7 protein-coding genes are annotated in these 23366 nt (G+C 73.2%); 4 read left to right on the top strand and 3 right to left on the bottom strand.

The features are described from left to right. Positions 1 to 26: 26 nt before the first annotated feature. Both AB0G28_RS22410 and AB0G28_RS22405 read right to left on the bottom strand, forming a co-directional pair. Positions 27 to 17672 carry a non-ribosomal peptide synthase/polyketide synthase gene (locus tag AB0G28_RS22410; protein ID WP_361091931.1) on the bottom strand — a complete coding sequence of 5882 codons (17646 nt, stop codon included), beginning with the start codon at positions 17670 to 17672 and terminating at the stop codon, positions 27 to 29. 637 nt (positions 17673 to 18309) lie between these two features. Continuing rightward, positions 18310 to 18891, bottom strand: coding sequence for a TetR family transcriptional regulator (locus tag AB0G28_RS22405; protein ID WP_361091928.1), 582 nt, complete (start codon positions 18889 to 18891; stop codon positions 18310 to 18312). An 83-nt stretch (positions 18892 to 18974) separates the two neighbouring features. Between AB0G28_RS22405 and AB0G28_RS22400 the strand changes: the two genes are divergently transcribed. Together AB0G28_RS22400 and AB0G28_RS22395 are read left to right on the top strand one after the other, a co-directional pair. Next, complete coding sequence (locus AB0G28_RS22400) at positions 18975 to 19859, top strand: aldo/keto reductase (RefSeq protein WP_361091925.1); 885 nt, start codon at positions 18975 to 18977, stop codon at positions 19857 to 19859. A 100-nt stretch (positions 19860 to 19959) separates the two neighbouring features. Further along, positions 19960 to 20952: a helix-turn-helix domain-containing protein gene (locus tag AB0G28_RS22395; RefSeq protein WP_361091922.1), complete on the top strand. Its 993-nt coding sequence runs from the start codon at positions 19960 to 19962 to the stop codon at positions 20950 to 20952. A gap of 58 nt (positions 20953 to 21010) precedes the next feature. Here AB0G28_RS22395 and AB0G28_RS22390 read toward each other — a convergent pair whose 3' ends face one another. After that, positions 21011 to 21433, bottom strand: coding sequence for a peptidase inhibitor family I36 protein (locus tag AB0G28_RS22390; RefSeq protein WP_361091919.1), 423 nt, complete (start codon positions 21431 to 21433; stop codon positions 21011 to 21013). Positions 21434 to 21612: 179 nt separating this feature from the next. On the opposite strand from AB0G28_RS22390, the gene AB0G28_RS22385 reads away from it, so the two are divergent. Together AB0G28_RS22385 and AB0G28_RS22380 are read left to right on the top strand one after the other, a co-directional pair. Further along, entirely contained in the window at positions 21613 to 22074 is a 462-nt protein-coding gene (locus AB0G28_RS22385; protein ID WP_361091916.1) for a MarR family transcriptional regulator, read from the top strand. 116 nt (positions 22075 to 22190) lie between these two features. Further along, positions 22191 to 23366, top strand: a complete 1176-nt coding sequence (locus AB0G28_RS22380) for a cytochrome P450 (protein ID WP_361091912.1) — start codon at positions 22191 to 22193, stop codon at positions 23364 to 23366.

The following is a 23366-nucleotide window of genomic DNA, read 5'->3' as shown; positions in this document are numbered from 1 at the left end:
GGGATTTTCCTTTCCGTTCAACGGTTTCAGTTGTCCTGTCCGGCGGCGAGCCGCTCGAGGTCCCGCAGGACCCGTTCTTCGACGAGCTCCGCCAGCGCCAGCACGGTGCCGGCGGTGAGCACGTCCTTGGGGGTGAGCTCGACGTCGAAGGCGGACTTCGTCATCGAGGTGATCCGCAGGCTGCGCAGCGAATCGCCACCCAGGGCGTAGAAGTTGTCCTCGACGCCGACCCGGTCGATGCCGAGTGCCTCGGCCCAGATCGCGGCGAGGACCTCTTCGGTCTCGGTTTCCGGGGCCGCGTACCCGGCGCTTTCCGCCGGCGCGGCCGGCGCGGGCAGCGCCCGCCGGTCCAGCTTTCCGCTGGCGGTCAACGGAAGTGCGTCGAGCGTGACGAACGCGGCGGGGACGAAGTGCGCCGGCAGGGTCGCGGCGACGTGCTCCCGCAGCCCGCTGCCCGGATCGCCCACGACGTAGGCGATCAGCCGCTGGTCGGCCGCGACGACGGCGGCGTCGCGGACGCCCGGGTGCGCGCGCAGGACGGCCTCGATCTCGCCGGGCTCGATCCGGAACCCGCGGATCTTGACCTGGTCGTCGGCGCGGCCGAGGAATTCCAGCGTGCCGTTCTCGCGCCACCGCACCAGGTCGCCGGTGCGGTACATCCGCGTGCCCGGCGCTCCGAACGGGTCGGCGAGGAACCGCGACGCGGTGAGCCCCGACCGGCCGAGGTAGCCGCGCGCGAGCCCGGCCCCGGAGACGTACAGTTCCCCCGCGACGCCGATCGGCACCGGGCGCAGGGCGGCGTCGAGGACGCGGACGCGCGTGTTGCGGATCGGGCGGCCGATCGGCGGGGTGGCCCCGGGTTCGAGGGGGTCGCTCCAGGTCGCCACCACGGTGGTTTCGGTGGGCCCGTAGGCGTTGATCATCCGGCGGCCGGGCGCCCAGCGGGCCACCAGGTCGGCCGGGCACGCCTCGCCGCCGACCACCAGGGTGCGGAATGCGGGCAGGTCGGCGTCGGGCACGCTCGCCATGGCCACCGGCGGGATCAGCGCGTGGGTGACGCCTTCGTCGCGCAGCACCGCGGCCAGGTGGTCGCCGAGCAGCGGCCCGGGCGGCGGCACGACCAGCGCGGCTCCCGCCGGGAGGGCCAGGCACAGTTCCAGCACCGAGGCGTCGAAACTCGGCGAGGAGAACTGCAGCACGCGGTCGCCGGGCCGGACGTCGAAGTGGGCGATTTCGGCGCCGGAGAAGCTCGCCAGGCCGGCGTGGGTGACGACGACGCCCTTCGGAGTCCCGGTCGAGCCGGAGGTGTAGATGACGTACGCCGGTGCGGCCGGCGGTACCGACCGGGTCAGCGGGGTGGCCGGGCCGGCGTCCTCCGAGCCGTCGAGGACGAGCACGTTCTCCGCCGGCAACGGCGTTCCCGGCCTGGTCACCACGACGACCGGGTTCGCGTCGGCGAGCATGAACGCGATCCGCTCGGCGGGGTAGTCCGGGTCGACCGGCAGGTAGGCGGCGCCCGTCTTCAGCACGGCCAGCTGCGCGACGACGATCTCCACCGAGCGCGGCAGGGCCAGCGCGACGATCCGCTCCGGGCCCGCGCCGCGCGCGGCCAGCAACCGGGCCAGCCGGTCGGCGCGGGCGCCGAGTTCGGCGTAAGTGAGCCGTTCCCCGCGCGAAACCACCGCGACGGCGTCCGGCGTCCGGGCCACCTGGGCCTCGATCAGGTCGGTCAGGGTGACCGGCGGTACCTCGTGGCCGGTGTCGTTGAACGCCACGAGAACCTGGTCGCGTTCGGCGGCGGTGAGGACGTCGAACTCTCGCAGCGGTCGCGCCGGGTCTTCGGCCAGCGTTGCGAGGAGGTGCTCGAGCTGCCCGGCGAGCCGTTGGGCGGTGGCCTCGTCGAACAGCGCCGGGTCGTAGCCGATGCCGAGCGACAGGCGCGGGCCCGGCGCGGCGACGACGCTGAGCGGGTAGTTGGTCGTCTCCAGCGCCTGCAGTTCCCGCAGCCGCACGCCGTGCGCGGCGACGTCGTCCGCGGTGACCGGGTAGTTCTCGAACACCACCAGGCTGTCGAACAGGTTCCGGCCGCCCTCGACGCCGCTCCAGCCCTGCACGGCGGTCAGCGGGACGTGCTCGAACCGGCGCGACTCGGCCTGGGTGGTCTGCAGGGTGCGCAGCCACTCCGCGACCGGGGCCGCCGGGTCGGCGGTCACCCGCACGGGCAGGGTGTTGATGAAGATGCCGGTGATGTCGTCGACCCCGGCGAGCCCGGCCGGGCGGCCGGACACGGTGGCGCCGAAGCAGACGTCGTCCTCGCCGCTGTGCCGCGACAGCAGCAGCGCCCAGGCGCCCTGCACGACGGCGTTGACGGTGAGCCGCTCGCGGCGCGCGAACGCCGCCAGCCTCCGAGTCGCCTCCTCGCCGAGGTCACGGCTGACCCACGTCGACGAGCTCGATTCGTGCGCGGCCGCCGGGACGCGGTCGTAGGGCAACGGCGTCGGCTCGGTGACGTCGCCGAGTTCGCGGCGCCAGTACTCTTCGGCGCCCTCGGCGTCCTGGCCGCTCAGCCACGTGACGTAGTCCCCGAACGGACGGCGGTGCGGCAGCGCGGGCGGAGTTCCGTCGCGCAGGGCCGCATATGCCGTGCAGACGTCGGAGAGCACCTGGAAGACGCTCCAGCCGTCCAGCAGGACGTGGTGGAACGTCCAGACGAGCTGGACGGCGTCGTCCGGCAACCGCGCCAAGGTGACCCGCAGCAGCGGCGCCGTCGCCAGGTCGAACGGCCGGGCACGGTCAAGCGCGAGCAGCTCGCGCAAAGCTTCTTCGCGGTCGCGGTCCCGCCAGTCGAGTTCGGTGACCGGGACGCGCGCTTCGCGGTGGACGACGAGCAGTGGCTCGGGGACGTCCTCCCAGACGACGCTGCCGCGCAGGACCGGCGTCCGGTCGACCACGTGCCGCCACGCGTCGGCCAGCACCCGCGGCTCGGCCACGCCGTCGAGGACCGCGGTGACCTGTTCGAAGTAGACGCCTTGGGCCTCCTGGGAAAGCCCGTGGAAGACCATGCCGGCCTGCATCGGCGTCAGCGGGTGGATGTCGGCCACGCCGCGGCCGTCGCCGGCGATCCGGTCGACCTGCCGCTGGTCCAGCCGGGCGAGGGGGAAGTCCGACGGCGTGCGGCCGCCCGCGCCCGGCTCGGCGCAGTGCGCGACGATTTCGCCCAGCGCGGCCACCAGTTCGGCGGCCAGCTTCGCCACCGTGGCGGGGGTGTGCGTGTCCCGCCAGTAGGACCAGGTCAGCTCCAGCGTTTCCCGGTCCACGCGGCCGACGACGTCGAGCAGGTGCCCGCGGCCCGCGCCTTCGCCGACCGACGAGTCCAGGCTGCCGGCCGCTCCATCGAGGCGGCCCAGGTAGTTGAAGCTGATCTCGGGTTCGACGTCCGGCGCGGTTGCGGTCAGATACCGCAACGCGCCGAAGCCCACGCCGCGGCGGGGCACCGCCCGCAGCTGTTCCTTGACGGACTTGAGCAGGCCGGCCCAGTCGTCCTCGATCCGCAGCGCGACCGGGTACAGCGAGGTGAACCAGCCGACCGTCCGGGACAGGTCGACGTCGTCGAAGAGGTCCTCGCGGCCGTGGCCCTCCAGGTCGACCAGCACGCGGTCGCGTCCGGTCCAGCGGGCCAGGACGCGGCCCAGCGCGGCCAGCAGCACGTCGTTGACCTGCGTCCGGTAGACGCCCGGGACGTCCTGCAGCAGCGCGCGGGTCAGCTCGGCGTCCAGGCGCGTGGTGACCGTGCCGGTCCCCGCGGCCGTGGCGTCGGCGTCGCCCGGCAGGGCGGGGTCGACGGCGAGAGTGTCGCGCCAGTACGGCAGTTCGTCGTCGAAGCCGCCGGCCTCGGCGTGGGCCGCGAGCCGGTTGGCCCAGTCGCGGAACGACGTCGTCTTCGGCGGCAGCGGACCACCGCGGTACGCGGTTTCCAGGTCCTCCAGGAGGATCCGCCACGAGACGCCGTCGACGACGAGGTGGTTGACCGTCAGCCGCAGGACCGCGGGCGTGACGAGTTCGGCGGTGAGCAGCGGCCCGCGCGTCACGTCGATCTCGGCGCCGAGGATCTCGGCCGGTTCGGCCGGGGCGTTCTCCTGGCGGCCGTCGGTGAACCGCATCCGCAAGGCGTCGTGGTGCCCGACCAGGGTGGCCAGGGCCGCGCGCAGGGTGTCGACGTCGAACGGCTCGGCGCGCTCGACGCGGACGGACTGGGTGAACTCGCCGGGGTTTCCGAAGTCCCCGGCGAAGAACCAGTGCTGGATCGGGGTCAACGCAGCAGGGCCGGTGACCGGCCCCTGCTCGGCCACGGTGACCGCGGCCGAGCCCGCCGCGACGGCCAGCGCGGCGACCGTCTGGTGCGCGAACAGGTCCCGCGGGGTGAGCGCGAGGCCGTGGCGCCGGGCGCGGGAGACGACCTGGATGCTGAGGATCGAGTCGCCGCCGAGTTCGAAGAAGTTGTCCTCGACGCCGACGCCGGGCAGGCCGAGCACGTCGGCCCAGACTTCGGCGAGCACGCGCTCGGTGTCCGTGCGCGGCGGCACGTACCCGGTCGCCGGTTCCCCGGCCGGTTCGGGCAGGGCATTCCGGTCGACTTTTCCGTTGGCGCTCAAGGGAAGCGCGTCGAGCGTCACGAACGCCGACGGCACCATGTAGTCGGGCAGGTCACGCTGCAGCCACGCCCGCAAATCCGGCTTCCCCGTCGTCACGACGTACGCGACCAGCCGCCGGTCCCGCGCGACGACCACAGCCTCGACGACGTCCGGATGGGCGGCCAACGCCGTCTCGATCTCGCCCAGCTCGATACGGAAGCCACGGATCTTCACCTGATCATCGGCCCGGCCGACGAACTCCAGGACACCGTCCGCGAACCAGCGGACCACGTCCCCGGTGCGGTACATCCGCTCCCCCGGCGCCCCGAACGGATTGGCCACGAACCTTTCCGCGGTCAAGCCGGACCGGCCGAGATACCCGCGCGACACGCCGGCACCCGCGATGAACAGCTCGCCCGTCACGCCTGGCGGGACCGGCCGCAACCCCTCGTCGAGGACGTAGGCGGCCATGTTGTCCAACGGCCGCCCGATCGGCATCGCGTCCGGGACCGCGTCTTCCGGCGTTACGAAGAACCGGCTGGCGAAGGTGGTCGTCTCGGTGGGCCCGTAACCGTCGACGACGGTCAGGCCCGGACACGCCTCCCGCACCTGCCGGACCGCCGCAGCGGGAACTACGTCACCACCGGTCCACACCTCGCGGACTCCGCGCAGGCACGCCGGGTCTTCCTGAGCCAGCAGGCGGAACAACCCCGCGGTCAGCCACAGCGCACTCACACCCTGCCGGGTGACGACCTCACGCACCACCTCGGCATCCACGTCCCCCGGTGGGGCGACCACCACGCGGCCACCGTTGAGCAACGGCACCCATGCCTCGTACGTGGACGCGTCGAACGCCTGCGGCGAGTGCAGCAGCACGGTCCGGTGCGCCTCGCTCGCGAACGAGCGGTCCGAGGCGAGCGCCACGATGTCGCGGTGGGTCACCGCCACGCCCTTCGGCGTCCCGGTCGACCCGGACGTGTACATCACGTACGCCAGGTTCCGTGGCCGCACCACGACAGGTGCCGCCTCCGGGCCGGTCTCGTCCACTCGGACCACCGGTCCACTGTGGATGTCCGAACAGGACTTGTCGGCGATGACCACGGATACGCCCGCTTCGGCCAGGACCAGCCGCAGCCGGGCGGCCGGGGCCCGCAGGTCGGCCGGGACGTACGCGGCTCCGGCCTTGAGCACCGCCAGCTCGGCCACGACGAGGTCGGCCGAGCGCTCCAGCAGCAACCCCACCCGATCCTCGACCCGCACGCCGAGGGCGATCAGCCGCCGCGCGAGCCCGTCGGCACGGGCATCCAGCTCCGCGTAGGTCAGGTCGTCGACCGCCAGGGCGTCCGGCGTCCGGCGGACCTGGTCGGCGAACCGGCTCACCACCGTAGCCTCGGCCACCGGGCGTGCTGTGTCGTTGAACGTCCGCAGCACGCGCTCGCGATCGTCGTCGGTGAGCAGGTCCAGCTCACCCACCCGCTGTTCCGGACCGGCGGTGAGGCGCTCCAGGACCAGGAGCAGCTGCGCGGCCAGCCGGTCGATCGTGGCGCGGTCGAACAGGTCCGGGTCGTGGTCGAACGACACTTCCAGCCGCTCGCCCGGCGTGACGACCACGCTGAGCGGGTAGTTGGTCGGCTGCAGCTCGCCTTCCTCGTGCAGGCCGATCCCGTGCTCGGCCACGGCCTCGGTGTCGAAGGGATAGTTTTCGAAGACCAGGATGCTGTCGAACAACGTGGTCCCCGCCCAGCTCTGCAGCTGGGCCAGGGACACGAAGTCGAACCGGCGCGCCCGCGCCTGGGCCGCCTGCAGGCCTCGCAACCAGTCCGTAATGGACAGTCCATCCTGGACGGACACCGTGGCGGGCAGGGTGTTGATGAACAGCCCGACCATCGACTCGACACCCGGCAGGTCGGCGGCCCGCCCGGACACAGTGGTGCCGAAGACGACATCGGGTTCCCCGCTGTAGCGGGAAAGCACCAGCCCCCACGCGCCCTGCAGGATCGTGTTGAGCGTCAGGCCGGCACGCCGTGCCAGTTCCCGCAGGCCCTCCACCGGCGCCGACACCCGGACCGACGCGGCGGACCGCGTGCGGTGGGCCTCCACCGGGCGGCGGTCGTAGGGCAGCGGCGTCGGCGTCCGCAACCCGGCGAGCTGCTCGCGCCAGTGCCGTTCGGCGGCTGCGGTGTCCTGTTCGCCGAGCCAGCGCAGGTACTCGCGGAACGGCGGGCGGCGGCCCGGGCCGGCGGTGCCCGCGTACCGGGCGCACACCTCGCCGAACACCTGCGCGGCGCTCCAGCCGTCGAGCAGCACGTGGTGGAACGTCCACACCAGCAGCACGTCACCGCCGGGCAGCCGGGCGAACGCCAAGCGCATCAGCGGCGCGGCCGTCAGGTCGAACCCCTGCGCGCGGTCGGCTTCGAGGAACCGCTCCTGCTCGTCCAGCGTCCGCCAGTCGAGGTGGACGATCGGGACCGTGACGGACCGCTCGACGACCTGCACGGGTTCGTCGAGGCCGTCCCAGACGACGCGGCTGCGCAGCACCGGCGTGTCCGCGACGACCTGCTGCCACGCCCGGGCGAGGCGCTCGGGGTCGGTGACGCCGGTCAGCCGCAGCCGCACCTGGTTGAGGTAGGTCCCGGCCGCGCCGTCGACGAGGCTGTGGAAGACCATGCCCGCCTGCATCGGGGTGAGCGGGTAGATGTCCTCGACCGTCCGGCCGGTGCCGGCGAGCCGGTCCACCGCGGCCTGGTCGAGCCGGGCCAACGGGAAGTCCGACGGCGTGCGGCCGCCCGCGTCCGGCCGGGCGCAGTGGCCGACGATCCCGGTGAGCGCGTCGAGGAGGGCCTCGGCCAGCCCGCGGACGGTGGCCTCGGTGTGAACGCCCGCGGAGTAGTGCCAGGTCAGTTCGAGTTCGTCGCCGACGACCGCGCCGACGACGTCGAGCTGGTGCGCGCGGGTCTGACCGGGGTGCGCGGCGCCGCCCAGGCCGCCACCGTGGTCGAAGCGGCCCAGGTAGTTGAAGCTGATCCGGGGTTCGACGCGCGGGGCGGTGCCGGCGAGGTAGCGCAGGGCGCCGTAGCCGATGCCGCGGCGGGGAATCGCGCGGAGCCGTTCCTTCGTCGTCTTCAGGGCTTCGCCCCAGTCCTCGCCGCACGACGTCAGCTCGACCGGGAAGATCGAGGTGAACCAGCCGACGGTCCGGGACAGGTCGATCCCGGGGAACAGGTCCTCGCGCCCGTGGCCTTCGAGGTCGACGAGGACGCGGTCGCGGCCCGTCCAGTCCCGCAGGACGCGGCCGAGCGCGGTCAGCAGGACGTCGTTGACCTGCGTCCGGTACGCCCCCGGCACGTCGTGCAGCACCGCCCGGGTCCGGTCCGCGGGCAGCCGCACGACCAGCGAGCGGGCCGAGCCGTAGGTGTTTTCGCCCGCCGCGTCGACCGGCAGGGCCGGGTCGGCGTCGATCGCCGCCCAGTGGGCGAGTTCGTCGTCGAAGAAGCCTTCCGCCGCGTGGCTGGTGAGGGCGCGAGCCCAGTCGCGGAAGGACGTCGTCCGGTCCGGGAGTTCGCCGCCTTCGAGAAGGGTTTCCAGGTCCTCCAGCAGGACCCGCCACGAGACGCCGTCGACGACCAAGTGGTGCGCGGCGAGCGTCAGCGTCGTGCCGGACAGCTCGGCGCGCAGCAGTGGTCCCTTTTCGAGGTCGATGGTGGCGTCGAGGACGTCCACGGCGTCGGGCACGTGATGCGCGCCTTCGGGCGTGAACCGCAGTCGCAGGGCGTCGTGGTGCAGCTGGAGGTCGCGCAGCGCGCGGCGCAGTACCGCCGGGTCCGGCACCTCGGGCAGTTCCACCGACACGGACTGGACGAACTGCTCCGGGTGCACCGGGCGCGGGTCGAGGTACCAGCGCTGCACCGGCGTCAGCGGCAGCTCGCCGGTCACCGGTCCGGCGACGGCCGCGACCGGCGCGGCCGGGGTCGCGGCGCGGGCGAGCGCGGCCACGGTCGGGTGGTCGAACACCTGCCCGGGCATCAGGTCGAGACCCGCCCGGCGGGCCCGGGACACCACCTGGATGCTGAGGATCGAGTCGCCGCCGAGCTCGAAGAAGTTGTCGTCGGCGCCGACGCGGTCCACCCGCAGCACCTCGGCCCAGATCCCGGCGAGCAGCCGCTCGGCGTCCGTCGCCGGTTCGCGGTACCCGGGCCCGCCGTTCCAGTCGGGTGCGGGGAGCGCCCGCCGGTCCACCTTGCCGTTTTCGTTGAGCGGCAAGGCCTCCAGCGGGACGAACACCGCCGGGACGAGGTAGTCCGGCAGGGATCGCAACAGGAACTCGCGCAGGTCCGGCGTCCCGGCCGCGACGACGTAGGCGACGAGCCGCTTGGTCCCACCGGACTCCACCGCGACGACGACGGCCTCGGTGACGTCCGGGTGGGCGGTCAGCGCGGTCTCGATCTCCCCCAGTTCGACGCGGAAGCCGCGGATCTTCACCTGGTCGTCGGCGCGGCCGACGAACTCCAGCACACCGGCGCGAGTCCACCGGACGAGGTCACCAGTGCGGTACATCCGCGCACCCGGCGCACCGAAGGGGTCGGCCAGGAACCGTTCCGCCGTCAGCCCCGGCTGCCCGAGGTAGCCGCGGGCCAGCCCGGTGCCGGCCAGGTACAGCTCGCCGACGGCACCGCGCGGCACCGGCCGCAGCCCGTGGTCGAGGACGTAAGCCGCCGTGTCGTCCAGGGGCCGCCCGATCGGCAGCACGTCCGGCACCGGCTCACCCGGTGGCAGGGGGAACCGGGTGGCGAACGTCGTGGTCTCGGTGGGGCCGTAGACGTCCACCACGGTGAGGCCCGGGCACGCGTCCGACACCTGGTGCACCGCGGCGGGACGGACCACCTCGCCGCCGGTCCACACCTCGCGGACGCCGCGCAGGCAGCCGGGATCCTCCTGCGCCAGCACGCGGAACAGCCCCGCGGTGATGAACACCGCGGTCACGCCGTGCGCGGTGATCACCCGGCGCAGCACGTCGGCGTCGATGTCCCCCGGCGGGGCGACGACGACCCGGCCGCCACTGAGCAACGGCACCCACATCTCATAGGTCGAGGCGTCGAAGGCCAGCGCGGAATGCATGAGCACGGTCCGGTGGGCGGGGACGGCGAAGGACCGCTCCCGGGCCAGGGCGATGATCGCCCGGTGGCTGACGGCCACCCCCTTGGGCGTCCCCGTCGACCCGGAGGTGTACATGACGTACGCCAGATTTTCCGGACTCAGCACGACATCCGGCGTCTCGGACCGCTCGTCGCCGACGTCGCCGATCGACACCACCGGTCCACTGTGGACTTCCTGGGCGAAGGACCGCCCGGCGTCGTCGGTCACCACCACGCGGACGCCGTCGAGCAGTGTCCTCAGCCGGGTCCGCGGCGCGCGGGCGTCCAGCGGCAGGTACGCGCCGCCGGCCTTGAGCACCGCCAGTTCGGCGACGACGACGTCGGCCGAGCGGCCGAGCAGCAGCCCGACCAGCCCGTCCCGCCGGGCGCCGAGGCCGAGCAGCCGGTGGGCCAGCCGGTTCGCCCGGGCGTCCAGTTCCGCATAGGTCAGGGTTTCCTCGCCGGTGACGGCGACCGCGTCGGGGGTGCGCCGCACCTGCTCGGCGAACAGGGCGGGCACGGTCGTGTCCGGGTGGTCCTGTGCGGGGCCGTTCCCCAGCTCCAGGACGTTCTGCCGGTCGGCGTCGGTGAGCATGCGCAGCCGGGAAAGGGGCTCGTGCGGCCGCGTCGCGAGCTCGGAGAGCAGGGTCTCCAGCTGCCCGGCGAACCCGGCGATCGTCTCGGCGTCGAAGAGCTCCGGGTCGTAGCCGAAGAGCAGTTCCAGGCGTTCCTCGCCGGGGTAGGCGACGACGCTGAGCGGGTAGTTGGTGGTCTCCACGCCCCGCAGGTCGCGCAGCCCCAGCTCGGCGGTGACGGGGTAGTTCTCGAACACGAGGAGGGTGTCGAACTCCCCGCCCCAGCTCTGCAGGCGCGCCAGGGAAAGGTGGTCGAACCGCCGCGCCTCCGCTTGGGCTTCCTGGAGGCCGCGCAGCCAGTCGACGGCACGGGCGCGCTCGTCGACGTCGGCGACGGCCGGCAGGGTGGTGATGAACATGCCGGTGATCTCGTCGGCGCCGGGCAGTTCGGCGGGCCGTCCGGCGACCGTGGTGCCGAAGCAGACCTCCGGCCGTCCGGTGTGACGAGCAAGCAGCATCGCCCAGGCACCCTGGACGAGCGTGTTGAGGGTCAGCCCGTGGCGTTGCGCGGCCGCGCGCAGCGGCGCCGAGGGCAGCTGGATCCGCAGCGCGGCCGTCGACTCGACCGGGTGACCGTCGGGCGCGTGGTCGGTGCGCAGCCGGGCCGGCTCGGGCCGTCCCGAAAGCTGCTCGCGCCAGAACCGTTCCGCCGCCGGCGTGTCCTGTTCGGACAGCCACCGGACGTGGTCGCGGAACGGGCGGCGGGCGGGCAGGGGCCGCCCGGCGTGCGCGGCCGAGACGTCGGCGAGGACCTGGAAGAGGCTCCAGCCGTCGAGCAGGAGGTGGTGGAACGTCCAGACCACGCGGACTTCGGTCGCCGAGACGCGGGCGAGCAGCAACCGCATCAGCGGGAGCTCGCCCAGGTCCAGTCCGGCGTCGCGGTCGGCCGCCAGCACCGTGTCCAGGTCTTCGGGTGCGGTCGTCCAGTCCCGGTGGTCGACGGGCAGGGTGACCTGCCGGTGGACGACCTGCACGGGCTCGTCGAGCCCGTCCCAGACGACCTGGGTGCGCAGCACCGGCGTCCGGTCCACGACCCGCTGCCAGGCGTGGGCCAAAGCCTCGGGGTCGGGGACGTCGCTCAGCACGAACGTCACCTGCTGGAGGTAGGCGTGGCGGCCGCCGCCGGTGAGCCGGTGGAACAGCATCCCGGCCTGGGCCGGGGTGAGCGGGTAGATGTCCTCGACGTCCCGGCCGTCGCCGGCGAGTCGGTCTACAGTGGACTGATCGAGGGCCGCCAGGGGGAAGTCCGACGGCGTGCGGCCGCCGGCGCCCGGTTCGGTGCAGTGCGCGACGATTTCGGTGAGACCGTGGACGAGGTCGTTGGCGACCGTGCGGATCGTGGCTTCCTCGTGGAGCTGTTCCGAGTAGAACCAGGTGATCTCCAGGCGGCCTTCGGTCACCCGGGCGACGACGTCGACGGCGTGCGCGCGGACGTCCTCGGGGTTCTGCTCGAGTTCCAGTTCCCGTTCGAGGCCCCGGTACAGCCCACCCTCGGCCTCGAACCGGCCGAGGTAGTTGAAGCTGAGCCGGGGCCCCACCGCGGGAGCAGTCTCGGCGCGGTGCCGCAGCACGCCGTAGGACAGGCCGCGGGCCGGGATCGCGCGCAGTTGTTCCTTCACGGACTTGAGCAGGGTCGCGGCGCCGTCGTCCGGCACGTCGAGGGCGACGGGGAACAGGGACGTGAACCAGCCGACCGTGCGGGACAGGTCGACATCGTCGAAGACGTCCTCGCGCCCGTGGCCTTCGAGATCGACCAGCACGCGCTCGGCGCCGCTCCAGCGCCGCAATGCCCCGCCGAGTGCGGCGAGCAGCACGTCGTTGACCTGGGTGCGGTAGACGCCCGGGACATCCTGCAGCAGCGCCCGGGTCAGCTCGGCGCCGAGCCGCGTGGTGACCGTCCGGGTGCTCGCCACCGTGTTGGCGCCGTCGGTGTCCAGGGGGACCTGGGCGCCCTCGACCGCCTGCCAGTACGGGAGGTCGCCGGTGAAGTCGTGCTCGGCGAGCCGGTTCGCCCATTCCTGGAAGGACGTCGTCCGGGCGCTGAGGGCGCGCCCGTGGTAGGCGTGGTCGAGGTCCTCCAGGAGGATCCGCCACGAGACGCCGTCCACGACGAGGTGGTGCACGGCCAGGCGCAGCGTCGTGCCGGTGAGTTCCGCGCTCACGAGCGGACCGCGTTCGATGTCGATCTTCGCGCCGAACACGTCGACTTCGCCGGGAGCGGCGTACTCCTGCGTCCAGCCATCGGCGTTACGGCGGAAGCGCAGCCGGAAGGCGTCGTGGTGGGCGACGACCGTGTTCACCGCGGTCCGCAGCCGGTCTTCGTCGACGTCGTCGGCGAGCCGGACGCCCAGCTGCTGGACGAAATGGTCCGGGTCGGCGGGGTCGGTGTCGAGGAACCAGTGCTGGATCGGGGTGACGATCACCTCGCCGGTCGCCGCCGCCCGCTCGGCCACGGGTGCGGCGACCCCGGCCGCCGCCGCGAGGGCCGCGATCGTCTGGTGCCGGAAGACGTCCTTGGTGGTGATCCGCAGGCCCGCCTTCGCGGCCTCGGAGACGAGCCGGATGCCGAGGATGGAGTCGCCGCCGAGTTCGAAGAAGTTGTCCTCGACGCCGACCTCGGGCAGCCCGAGGGCGTCGGCCCAGATGGCGGCGAGGAGCCGTTCGGTCTCGGTGCGCGGCGCGACGCGGGTGGTGGCGCCCGCCCAGTCCGGGGCGGGCAGGGCGCGCCGGTCGAGCTTGCCGCTGGGGTTGAGCGGCAGCCGGTCGAGGGGCACGAACGCCGACGGCACGAGGTGGGCAGGCAGCGAGGCGCCGAGGAACTCCCGCAGGTCCGCGGGAGCCTCCGGGACGACGTAGGCGACCAGCCGCTGGTGCCCGGCGTCGGTGCGCGCGACCACCACCGCCTCGGTCACGTCCGGGTGCTGCCGCAGCGCGGCCTCGACCTCCCCGGGCTCGATCCGGAAGCCCCGGATCTTGACCTGGTCGTCGGCGCGGCCCAGGTACTCCAGCTCGCCGCGGGTGGTCCAGCGGACGACGTCGCCCGTCCGGTACATCCGGGCGCCCGGCCCGCCGAAGGGGTCGGCCACGAACCGCCCGGCGGTCAGGCCCGGACGGCCGAGGTAGCCGCGGGCCACGCCGGCGCCGCCGAGGTGCAGTTCTCCCGGCACGCCGACGGGGACCGGCCGCATCCCGCGGTCGAGCACGTACGCGCGGATCCCGGCGATCGGACGGCCGATCGGCGGGGTGCGGTCGGTGTCGTGGTACCACGCCGTGGCGTACACAGTGGACTCGGTGGGCCCGTAGATGTTCGCGATCCGGCTGTCCGGCAAGGCTTTCCGGATGTCGTGCAAGGCGTGCAGCGTCAGCGCCTCACCGGCCAGGACCACAGTGGACGGCCGGACCGAGACCGCGCCCTGGGCGAGCAGCTGGGCGAACGCCGAGGGCACGCCGCTGACCAGGCCGACCGGCCGGTCGTCGTGCTCGCCCTCGCCGAGGGCCAGCACGTCCCGGACGATTTCGACGGTGGCGCCGGTCATCAGCGGCGCGAAGATCTCGAACACCGAGACGTCGAAGTTCAGCGACGTCGAAGCGACCACTGTGGACTCCGGCCGGAAGACGTCCCGGAAGTCGTTTCCCGCCCACGCCATCAGGTTCGCGGCGCTGCGGTGGGCGACCACGACGCCCTTGGGGCGGCCGGTCGAGCCGGATGTGTGGATCACGTAGGCCGGGTGGTCCGGGTTCGTGGCGCGGCCGAGCGGTGCCGGGGACCGGCCGTCGAGCAGGGCGGGGTCGTCGAACGCCAGGGCGGGCACCGATCCGGGGCTCCGGCCGTCCGGGGTGAGCAGCAGGGCCGGGGCGGCGTCGTCGAGGATCAGCTCCTTCCGCTCGACCGGGTAGGCCGGATCGACCGGGAGGTAGGCGGCGCCGGACTTGAGCACGCCGAGCAGCGCCACGAGGATCCGTTCCGTGCGCGGCAGGGAGACGGCGACGAACCGCTCGGGCCCGGCGCCCCGCTCGGCCAGGACGCGAGCCAGCCGGTTGGCTTGCTCGTCGAGCTCGCGGTAGGTGAGCGAGCGGTCCTCGCAGACGACGGCGACCGCGTCCGGTGTCCGGGCCGCCTGGGCCTCGAACAGGTGCGGCAGCGTGGTTTCCGGCGCTTCGAGCACCGGCCCGCGCGCCAGGTCTTCCAGGTGGGCCAGCTCGGCGTCGCCCATGAGCGGCAGCTCGGCGACCGGCCGGCGTGGATCGGCGACCACCGCCTCGGCCAGCACCCGCAGGTGCCCGGCGAAGCGGTCGATCGTCTCGGCGTCGAAGAGCGCGGTGTCGTACTCGATCGCCACGCTCCGGCCCTGCGGCTGGAACTCCAGCACCAGGTCGAACCGGGCCCGGGGGCGGGGCAGATCGTGCTCGCCCAGGCGGAGGGCGCCCGCCTCCCGGGGCCGGACGAGGTCCTGCCGCAACACCAGCAGCACCTGCACCAGCGGGGTCCGGCTCGGGTCGCGGGCCGGCCGCAGGTCGTCGACGACCTGGTCGAAGGGCACCTCGCCGGCGGCGAAGGCCGCCAGCGTCGTTTCCTTGACCCGGCCGAGGAACTCGTCGAACGGCCGGCCCGGATCGACCGCGGACCGCAGGACGAGGGTGTTGACGAAGAACCCGGCGAGCCGCTCGAGCTGGTCGTGGTCGCGGCCGGACACCGCGGTGCCGACGGCGACGTCGTCCTGCCCGGTGTACCGGGCCAGCAGCACCTGGACGAGCGCGGTCAGCGTCGTGAACAGGGTCGCGCCGGTGGCGGCGCCCAATTCGGCGAGACCGGCGGGCAGCTCGTACCGGCGGATCGCGCCCTCGGTGGCGCGGACGGGCGGGCGGGGCCGGTCGGTCGGCAGGTCCAGGGGTTCGAGGCCGGCGAGCTGCTCGCGCCAGTACGCCAGCTGCCGCTCGCGCAGCGGCCCGGCCAGCCGCTCGCGGTGCCACCGGGAGTAGTCGCGGTAGCCGATCTCCAGGGGCGCGAGCTTCTCCCCCGCGTAGAGCGCGGCCAGCTCGTCGACGAGCAGGCCCACCGACCAGCCGTCGGTGATGATGTGGTGCTGGCACAGCAGAAGCAGGTGTTCGCCCGGGCCGCGGCGGATCAGCGTGGCCCGGGTGAGCGGGCCGGTCGTGAGGTCGAAGGGGCGGTCCAGTTCGGCCGCGAGCTGCGCGTCCAGGTCCGCCTCGGCGTCGGCTTCCCGCAGCGGGACGGTTCCCTCGTCGGCGACGACCTGGACGCCCTCGCCGTCGACGGTCCGGAACGTCGTCCGCAGCGACTCGTGCCGCGCGGCCAGCGCGTCCAAGGCGGCGCGCAGGGCCTCGCGGTCCAGCGGGCCGGACAGGGTGAGGCCGACTCCGGCGTTGTATTCGGTGCTGCCGGGGTTCTGCTGGTCGAGTACCCAGAGACGGCGTTGCACCGGCGAGAGCGGCACCACGGCGTCGTGCGCCACGGGCTCGATCCGGCCGGCCGGAGTGCTGGATCGAGCCGGCAGCAGCTCGGCGAGTCTCGCGATGGTGCGGGCGTCGAACACCACCCGCGGGGACAGGTCGGCCCCGAACCGCGCGCGGATGCGGGCGAGTGCCCGCGCCCCGAGGATGGAATCGCCGCCGAGTTCGAAGAAGTCGGCGTCGACCCCGATGTCCGGCACGCCGAGGACGTCGGCCCAGATTTCGGCGAGCGCGTGCTCGACCGGGGTCCGGGGCGGCGTGTGGGCGGCCTGGACCTGCGCCTGCCAATCGGGTTCCGGGAGCGCGTCGCGGTCGAGCTTGCCGTGGTGGGTCAGCGGCATCGCGTCCAGGGGGACGAACGCGGCCGGGACCATGTATGGCGGAAGCCGGTCGGCCGCGGCCGTGCGCAAGGCCGCCGGATCGGCGTCGCCGGCGAAGTAGGCGACCAGGCGTTTGACACCGGGCCGGTCCTCGCGGGCGACGACGACCGCCTCCCGGACGTCCTGGCGGCTCAGCAGCAGCGCTTCGATCTCGCCGGGTTCGATCCGGAAGCCGCGGATCTTGACCTGGTGGTCGGTCCGCCCGACGAACTCCAGCTCGCCTGCGGCGGTCCGGCGGACGACGTCGCCGGTCCGGTACATCCGGGCCCCGGGACCGCCGAACGGGTCGGCCACGAACCGGCTCGCGGTCAGCCCGGGCCGGTCGAGGTAGCCGCGGGCCAGTTTCGGGCCGGCGAGGTAGAGCTCCCCGGTGGTGGCCGGGCGCAGGGCCTCGTCGAGCACGTACGCGGTCGCGTCCGGCAGCGGACGGCCGATCGGGGGCGTGCCGCCGGGGACGAGCGGGTCGCTCCAGGTCGCCACGACGGTGAACTCGGTGGGGCCGTAGGAGTTGATCATCCGGCGCCCGGGCGCCCAGGTCCGGACCAGTTCGGGCGGGCAGGCGTCCCCGCCGACGATCACCGTCCGGAAGTCCGGCAGCGCGGCGGCGTGTTCCGGTGACAGGGTGGCCAGCGCGACCGGCGGGACCAGCGCGTGGGTCACCTTTTCCGCGGCCAGGACCTCGGCGAGCCGGTCGCCGAGCAGCGGCCCGGGCGGCGGCACGACCAGCGCCGCGCCCGTCGGCAACGCCATGCACAGCTCCAGGATCGAGGCGTCGAAGCTGGGTGAGGAGAACTCCAGGACGCGGTCGCCGGGCCGCACGTCGTAGCGCTCCCGCATCGCGGCGGCGAAGCCGGCCAAGCCGCGGTGGGTGACGAGCACGCCCTTGGGGACGCCGGTCGAGCCGGACGTGTAGATGAGGTAGGCCGGGTTGTCGACGTGCGCGGGACGCGTTTGGTCCGGGTCGTCGCCGGGTAGGCCGTCCAGCAGCCCGGGCTCGTCGAGGTGGAGGGTGGTGGTGGCCGGCTCGGTACCGGCCCGGTGCACGGACGAACGCGTCACGACGAGCACCGGCCGCGCGTCGGCGAGCATGAACGCGATCCGTTCGGCGGGCTGGCCGGGGTCGACGGGCAGGAAGGCGGCGCCGGCCTTGGCCACCGCCAGCTGCGCGACGACCAGGTCGGCCGACCTCGGCAGGACGAGCGCGACGACGCGTTCCGGACCGGCGCCGTGGCGCACCAGCAATCGCGACAACCGGTTCGCCCGCGCGTTCAACGCCGCATAGGTCATCGTGCCGTCGGCACCGGTCAACGCAAGCGCTTCCGGGGTACGGGCGGTTTGCGCGCCGACCAGTCCGGCGAGGGTCGAACTGTCTTCGTCTCCCGGCACAACGGCGGCAGGAATCGAGACGTCGTATCGCGGCATTGCGGGAACCTTTCGAGCACAGGGGGACGTCAGCGCGGGGTCGCTTCTTGCCACTCGTTCAATAAACGTCCCGGCACTTCGAACGCCAGGTGAACGCGACGGAACAAGCGCGCGACACAGTGATCCTTTCCGCCGTGAAGCCGCGCAGCGAAGCCGGAGAAACAGTTCCGTTTTCGACGATCGCCACCGCGGTACCGATTCGGCCCCAGCGGCAGTCGAACGCTCGCGACAACCGGTGTTCTTGTGCGACAGGTAGTCATCCGGCGGTCGAGAGGCCCCCCAAGACCAGCCGGATTGGCCTCACGCTACCCAGCAGAAGCCCTGCTCGTACCGCCGAACGGAGCATTAAGAGAAATGCCGAAAAAACGCGGAAGAGAGCCCGAACGGGGAGTAGTTCACAGCGCGTTATTGTTCACTCTTCTGCCGGAAAATGTTACCTCGATTGGGAGGTTTGACTTCGCGGCGACGCGCTCACCTGCGAAGACTCGCCGTCACCGGAAGCCCTCAGTCGCCACCGGAGAACGGCCGGGATACCAGTCAGTATGCGGGGAACGAAAGTCGCGGCCCACCGGGTATCACCCGAATGGAGCGTAACGAGTGCGGCGCGAGCACTTCGCAGAAGTGCCTTACCGGCCGGTCATTCCGCAACTTTCGGGCGGACGGCGTCGACAACGAGATCGAGCAACCGCCCGATCCGCTCCGCGTCCCGATCAGCGGTGGCCAGGAAAACCCCGAGAAGCATCAGGACGACGTCCTCGGGGTCGACGTCGGCCCGCAGCGTGCCCGCGCTCGCCCCGCGCTCCAGAATCGCCCCGATCGCCGCCGTGAGCCGCCGGCGCGTCGCCGGGGTCGCGATGCGCCCCGAAGCCACGCTCGCGCGGAGCAGGTCGCCCATTCCCCGTTTCGCCTCGACGAAAGCCGCATAGCGGTCCATCCACGCGCGCAGCGCGACTTCGGGCGGGAATTCGGCCAGCAGCGCCGGAGCGCCGGCCGTGACGTCGTCGAGTTCGGCCGCGTACACCGACTCGACCAGCGCCTCGCGCGTCGGGAAGTGCCGGTAGAGCGTGCCGATCCCGACCCCCGCCTCGCGGGCGATCGCTTCGAGGGCGACGGCGCCGTCGGCCGTCGCGAAGGCGCGTCGCGCGACCGCGATGAGCTTCTCGCGGTTGCGGCGCGCGTCGGAACGGGCAGGACGGGACGGCGATTCGGGCGAAGACAAAGCGGAGGCACCTCCGGTTGTGCTACCTTGCGGTTAGCGGAGGCTCCTCCGCTTCGCCATCATCGCACGAAAGCGGGACAACCATGTCTTCTCTCCTGGCCGGCCGTGCCGTCTCCCGCGTCGGGTACGGCGCCATGCGGCTCGAAAGCCTGCACGGCGACCCCGGCGCGGCCGTCGCGCTCCTGCGCCGCGCCTTCGAACTCGGCGTCGACCACGTCGACACCGCCCAGTTCTACGGAAACGGCTTCGTCAACGACGTCATCCGCCAGGCGATCCGGCCGGGGGACGACGTCCTCGTCGCGAGCAAGGTCGGCGCGGACCCCGACCCCGGCGCGCCGATCCCGCTCCGCCTCGCGCAACGGCCCGAAGAGCTCCGCGCGAGCGTCGAGGACAACCTCCGGGCGCTCGGCCTCGAGGAGATCCCGCTGGTGAACCTGCGCCGCGCCGACCGGCGGCCCGGCCTGCTCGCCGAAGGCGACCAGCTCGTCGACCTCGACGACCAGCTCGCGGTGATGACGGCCCTGCGCGACGAGGGCAAGATCGGCGCGATCGGGCTCAGCGGCATCACCCTCGACATCCTGCGCCGGGCCCTCCCGGCCGGCATCGCCTGCGTGCAGAACGCCTACAACCTCGTCGGGCGCGACGACGAGGACATGCTGGCCCTGTGCGTCGCGGAGGACATCGCCTGGGTCCCGTTCTTCCCGCTGGGCGGCGCCTTCCCCGGAATGCCGGTGGTGACCGACGAGCCGGCGGTCCGGCAGGCCGCGCGGGCCCTCGGCCGCACGCCGGCGCAGATCGGCCTGGCCTGGCTGCTGCACCACACCCCGAACACCCACCTCATCCCGGGCACCGCGAGCGTGACGCACCTGGAGGAGAACATGGCGGCCGGCGACATCGTGCTCGACGCGGCCACGCTCGCCGCGCTCGACGCCATCCCGGCCCGCTCGATGAGCGTTCCGCTCGGCTGAGCCGAACCTCCCATCGGGCGTTGCGCGGACCGGCGGTGTACGCGGGCACCCCCGGACGACACTTTGGTCAGGAGGGCCACCGACCGTTCCGGGGGACGACTTGCCGCGGTTGCGCATCCACTTCACCGACGCGGATCTCGCGCACACGCGGCTGAAGCCGGAACCGGACCTGATGTGGGAGATCGTCAGCAGCGCCCAGATCCTGCAGCACGCGGACGGCGCGCTGTCCTTCGCCCGGTGGCGCCGGTTCGTGCGCGAGCAGGCCGCCCACGACACGCGGCTGCGGAGGGCACTGCACACCGTGGTGACCGTGGCGCCGCACGCGGCCTACTTCCCGGACCTGCTGACCCCCGCCCAGGACGTGACCGGCATCGACGAGGGCATCGACGCGGTCCTGTCGGTCTCCTCGCGGCGCCTGCGCGAGGAGATCGGCCGCATCCGTCCGGCGTCCGATCCGGCGGCGAGCCTGCTGCACGACCTCGCCCGGGGAAAGCCGGCCGCGCTCCGGCAGCTGCGACGGGACTTGCGGGTCTACTTCCGGTCCGCGATCGAGCCGCACCTGCCGGCGATCGAGGACGGGCGGCGCGCCGACGTGGCCGCCGGGATCCAGCGGTACCTGCACGGCGGGCCGGAAGGGCCGCTGCGCGGGCTCGGCCGGGCCGCGCGGTGGGATCCGCCGGTGCTGTCGGTCGACTACCCGCACGACCGGGACCTGCACCTCGACGGCCGGGGGCTCGTGCTGATCCCCTGCTACTTCGCCCTGCACCACCCGGTGGCCCTGGCGGATCCCCGGCTGCGCCCGGTGCTGGCGTTCCCGGTCCGCACCGAGGCCCGGCTCCTGGCCGGCGGGCGCCCGGCCGGCGACCACGTCACCGCACTGCTGGGCGCCACCCGGGCGTCGATCCTGCGGTCGGTGATCGGCGGGAACACGACCACCCGGCTGGCCGGGGTGGTCGGCGTCGCTCCCGCCACGGTGAGCCACCACACCCGCGTCCTGCGCGAGGCGGGGCTCATCACCACCGAACGCCACGAGAACCTGGCCCGGCACCTCATCACGCCGCTGGGGTTGCGGCTGCTCGGCGCGGACCGGTGAACACGGCGGGGCCACCGCGGCAGTGTCCATTCAGGACACTGCCGGGCGGCCCCCGTGATCAGCAGGTGGTGCCGCCGGCGCCGGCGACCCACTTGTGGGAGCGGATCTTCACGCCCGGGAACGCCGGGCCGGTCTGCACGCCTTGGCGGATGTAGTAGGCGCTGCCCGTGTAGTTCGCGCCGGTGTACAGGCACACCCTGTCGTAGGACGAGCTGGTCCCGTGGTTGTAGGCGACCATCACCGCCCGGGACGACGACCAGGAGCACCGCACCGACCCGGCCTGCCAGTCGTTGTCGGCGTTCGACCAGCTGCAGCGGCTGCTGCTGCCGTCGCTGACCGGCCACACGCACAGGTCGCCGGAGGGGCAGGACAGGGCCAGGGCCGAAGCCGGCGCGGGCACGGCGGGGGCCGCGGACGCGGTGCCCAGCAACGACATCAGCGCCGCGGCGACGATGAACAGGACGGACAGCGTTCGTTTCATGGCTCTCCTCGTGACGATCGACGAGCAGGACCCGCGGAGTATGCCGAGCCGGTCATCCGCCCGGAGGGTCCTTCGAACCTCGTCGAAACACCCTCGCACAGTTAGTAATGCTTGCTTGACTACTTGTTCGGTCTTTTTCTTGTTTGACCGCCAAGGTAGTAATAAGTACAGTACTAATCGTGGAAGATGAACTCGCCGCGGCCCGGGCGGTGCGATCAGGAGTCCTGCGGCTGGCGCGGCGGCTGCGCGGCGCCCGCCCGGCCCACGCCCTGAGCCCGGCCAAGGTCGGCGTGCTGGGCTACCTGTTCCGGCACGGCACCGCCAGCCCCGGCGAAATCGCCGCCGCCGACGGGCAGCGGCCGCAGGCGCTGACCAAGGTGTTCGCCGAGCTCGAGACCGAGGGGCTGATCACCAGAGCCCCCAACGAAAACGACGGCCGCGGCGCCGTCCTGGCCCTCACCGGCCGGGGCACGGCGGCCCTGCAGGACGACATGCGCGAACGCGACACCTGGCTGGCCTCGGCGCTCGACGAGCTCACCGAAACCGAGATCGGCCTCTTGAGGCTGGCCGCTCCCCTGCTCGAGCGCCTCGCCGACCAACCGGCGCCGCGGCCGCGCGAACACACCGCGGAGGACGTGTGAGCGAGCCTCTTCCGACCACCAGGAAGACGCGTGAGCAAGCTCTTTCCGTTCCCCCGCAACCACCTCCACGCCCCACCACCACGGCCCACCCAACGCGCCGACGACCAGGAGGACGCGTGACCGAACCATTCCCCTTCCCCCGCGACTGCCCCTACGACCCACCGCCGCGGCTCGCGCAGCTGCAGCGCGACGCGCCCATCAGCCGGGTGCGGATCTGGGACGGCAGCACCCCGTGGCTGCTCACCCGCTACGACGACGTCCGCGCCGTGCTCGCCGACCGGCGGTTCTCCGTCGACCCCGCGCGGCCCGGCTATCCCGCGCGCGGTCCGGCCGGCCGCGCGCGGCGGCGGGGCGCCGGCTCGTTCATCAGCATGGACGCCCCCGAACACACCCGCCTGCGCCGCATGCTGATCACCGAGTTCACCCCGCGCCGCATCGCCGCGCTCCGGCCCGCCGTCGAACGCACCGCCGCCGAACTGCTCGACCGGCTCACCGTCGGGCCGGAACCCGCGGACCTCGTCCGGGCCTACGCGCTGCCGCTGGCGTCGATCGTCATCGCCGATCTGCTCGGCGTGCCCTACGAAGACCACGAGTTCTTCGAAGAACGCGCCCGCGTGATGGTCGACGACTCCGCATCCGGGGAAGCCAACCGCGCCGCCACGGCCGACCTCGCCCGCTACCTCGGCGGCCTCCTGCGGAACCGGCGCGCCGACGACCTGCTCGGCAGGCTGAACGCACAGCAGGTCGAACCGGGCCGGCTCGACCGGGCCGGGGCGGTGTCGATGGCCGTCCTGCTGCTCGTCGCCGGGCACGAGACGACCGCCAACCAGATCGCCTTGTCGGTCGCCTTCCTGCTCCGGAACCCCCGGCACGCCCAGACCTTCCGGCGGCCGGACGGCCCGCCCGCCACCGCCGTCGACGAGCTCCTGAGGCTGCTGACGATCACCCACACCGGACGGCGCCGGGTCGCGACCGCCGACGTGCCGATCGGCGGGGTGACCATCCGCGCCGGCGACGGTGTCATCGCCGCGGCGGACATCGCCAACCGCGACCCCGGCCGGTTCCCCGGCCCCGCCGACCTCGGCCGGACCCCCAACCACCACCTGGCGTTCGGCCACGGCGAGCACCTCTGCCTCGGCCACCACCTGGCCCGGCTCGAACTGGAGGTCGCGCTCACGGCGTTGCTGCGGCGGCTGCCCGCCCTGCGACTCGCCGCGGCGGAGGAGGAGCTGCCCTTCCGCCACACCCACCCGATCTACGGGGTCGACCGCCTGCCCGTGGCGTGGAGCTGA

The sequence above is a fragment of the Amycolatopsis sp. NPDC021455 genome, from assembly GCF_040640995.1.
Taxonomy (GTDB): Bacteria; Actinomycetota; Actinomycetes; order Mycobacteriales; family Pseudonocardiaceae; genus Amycolatopsis.
The sequence above is the reverse complement of the archived record's forward strand: the minus strand, read 5'-3'. Positions and strand labels throughout refer to the sequence as shown.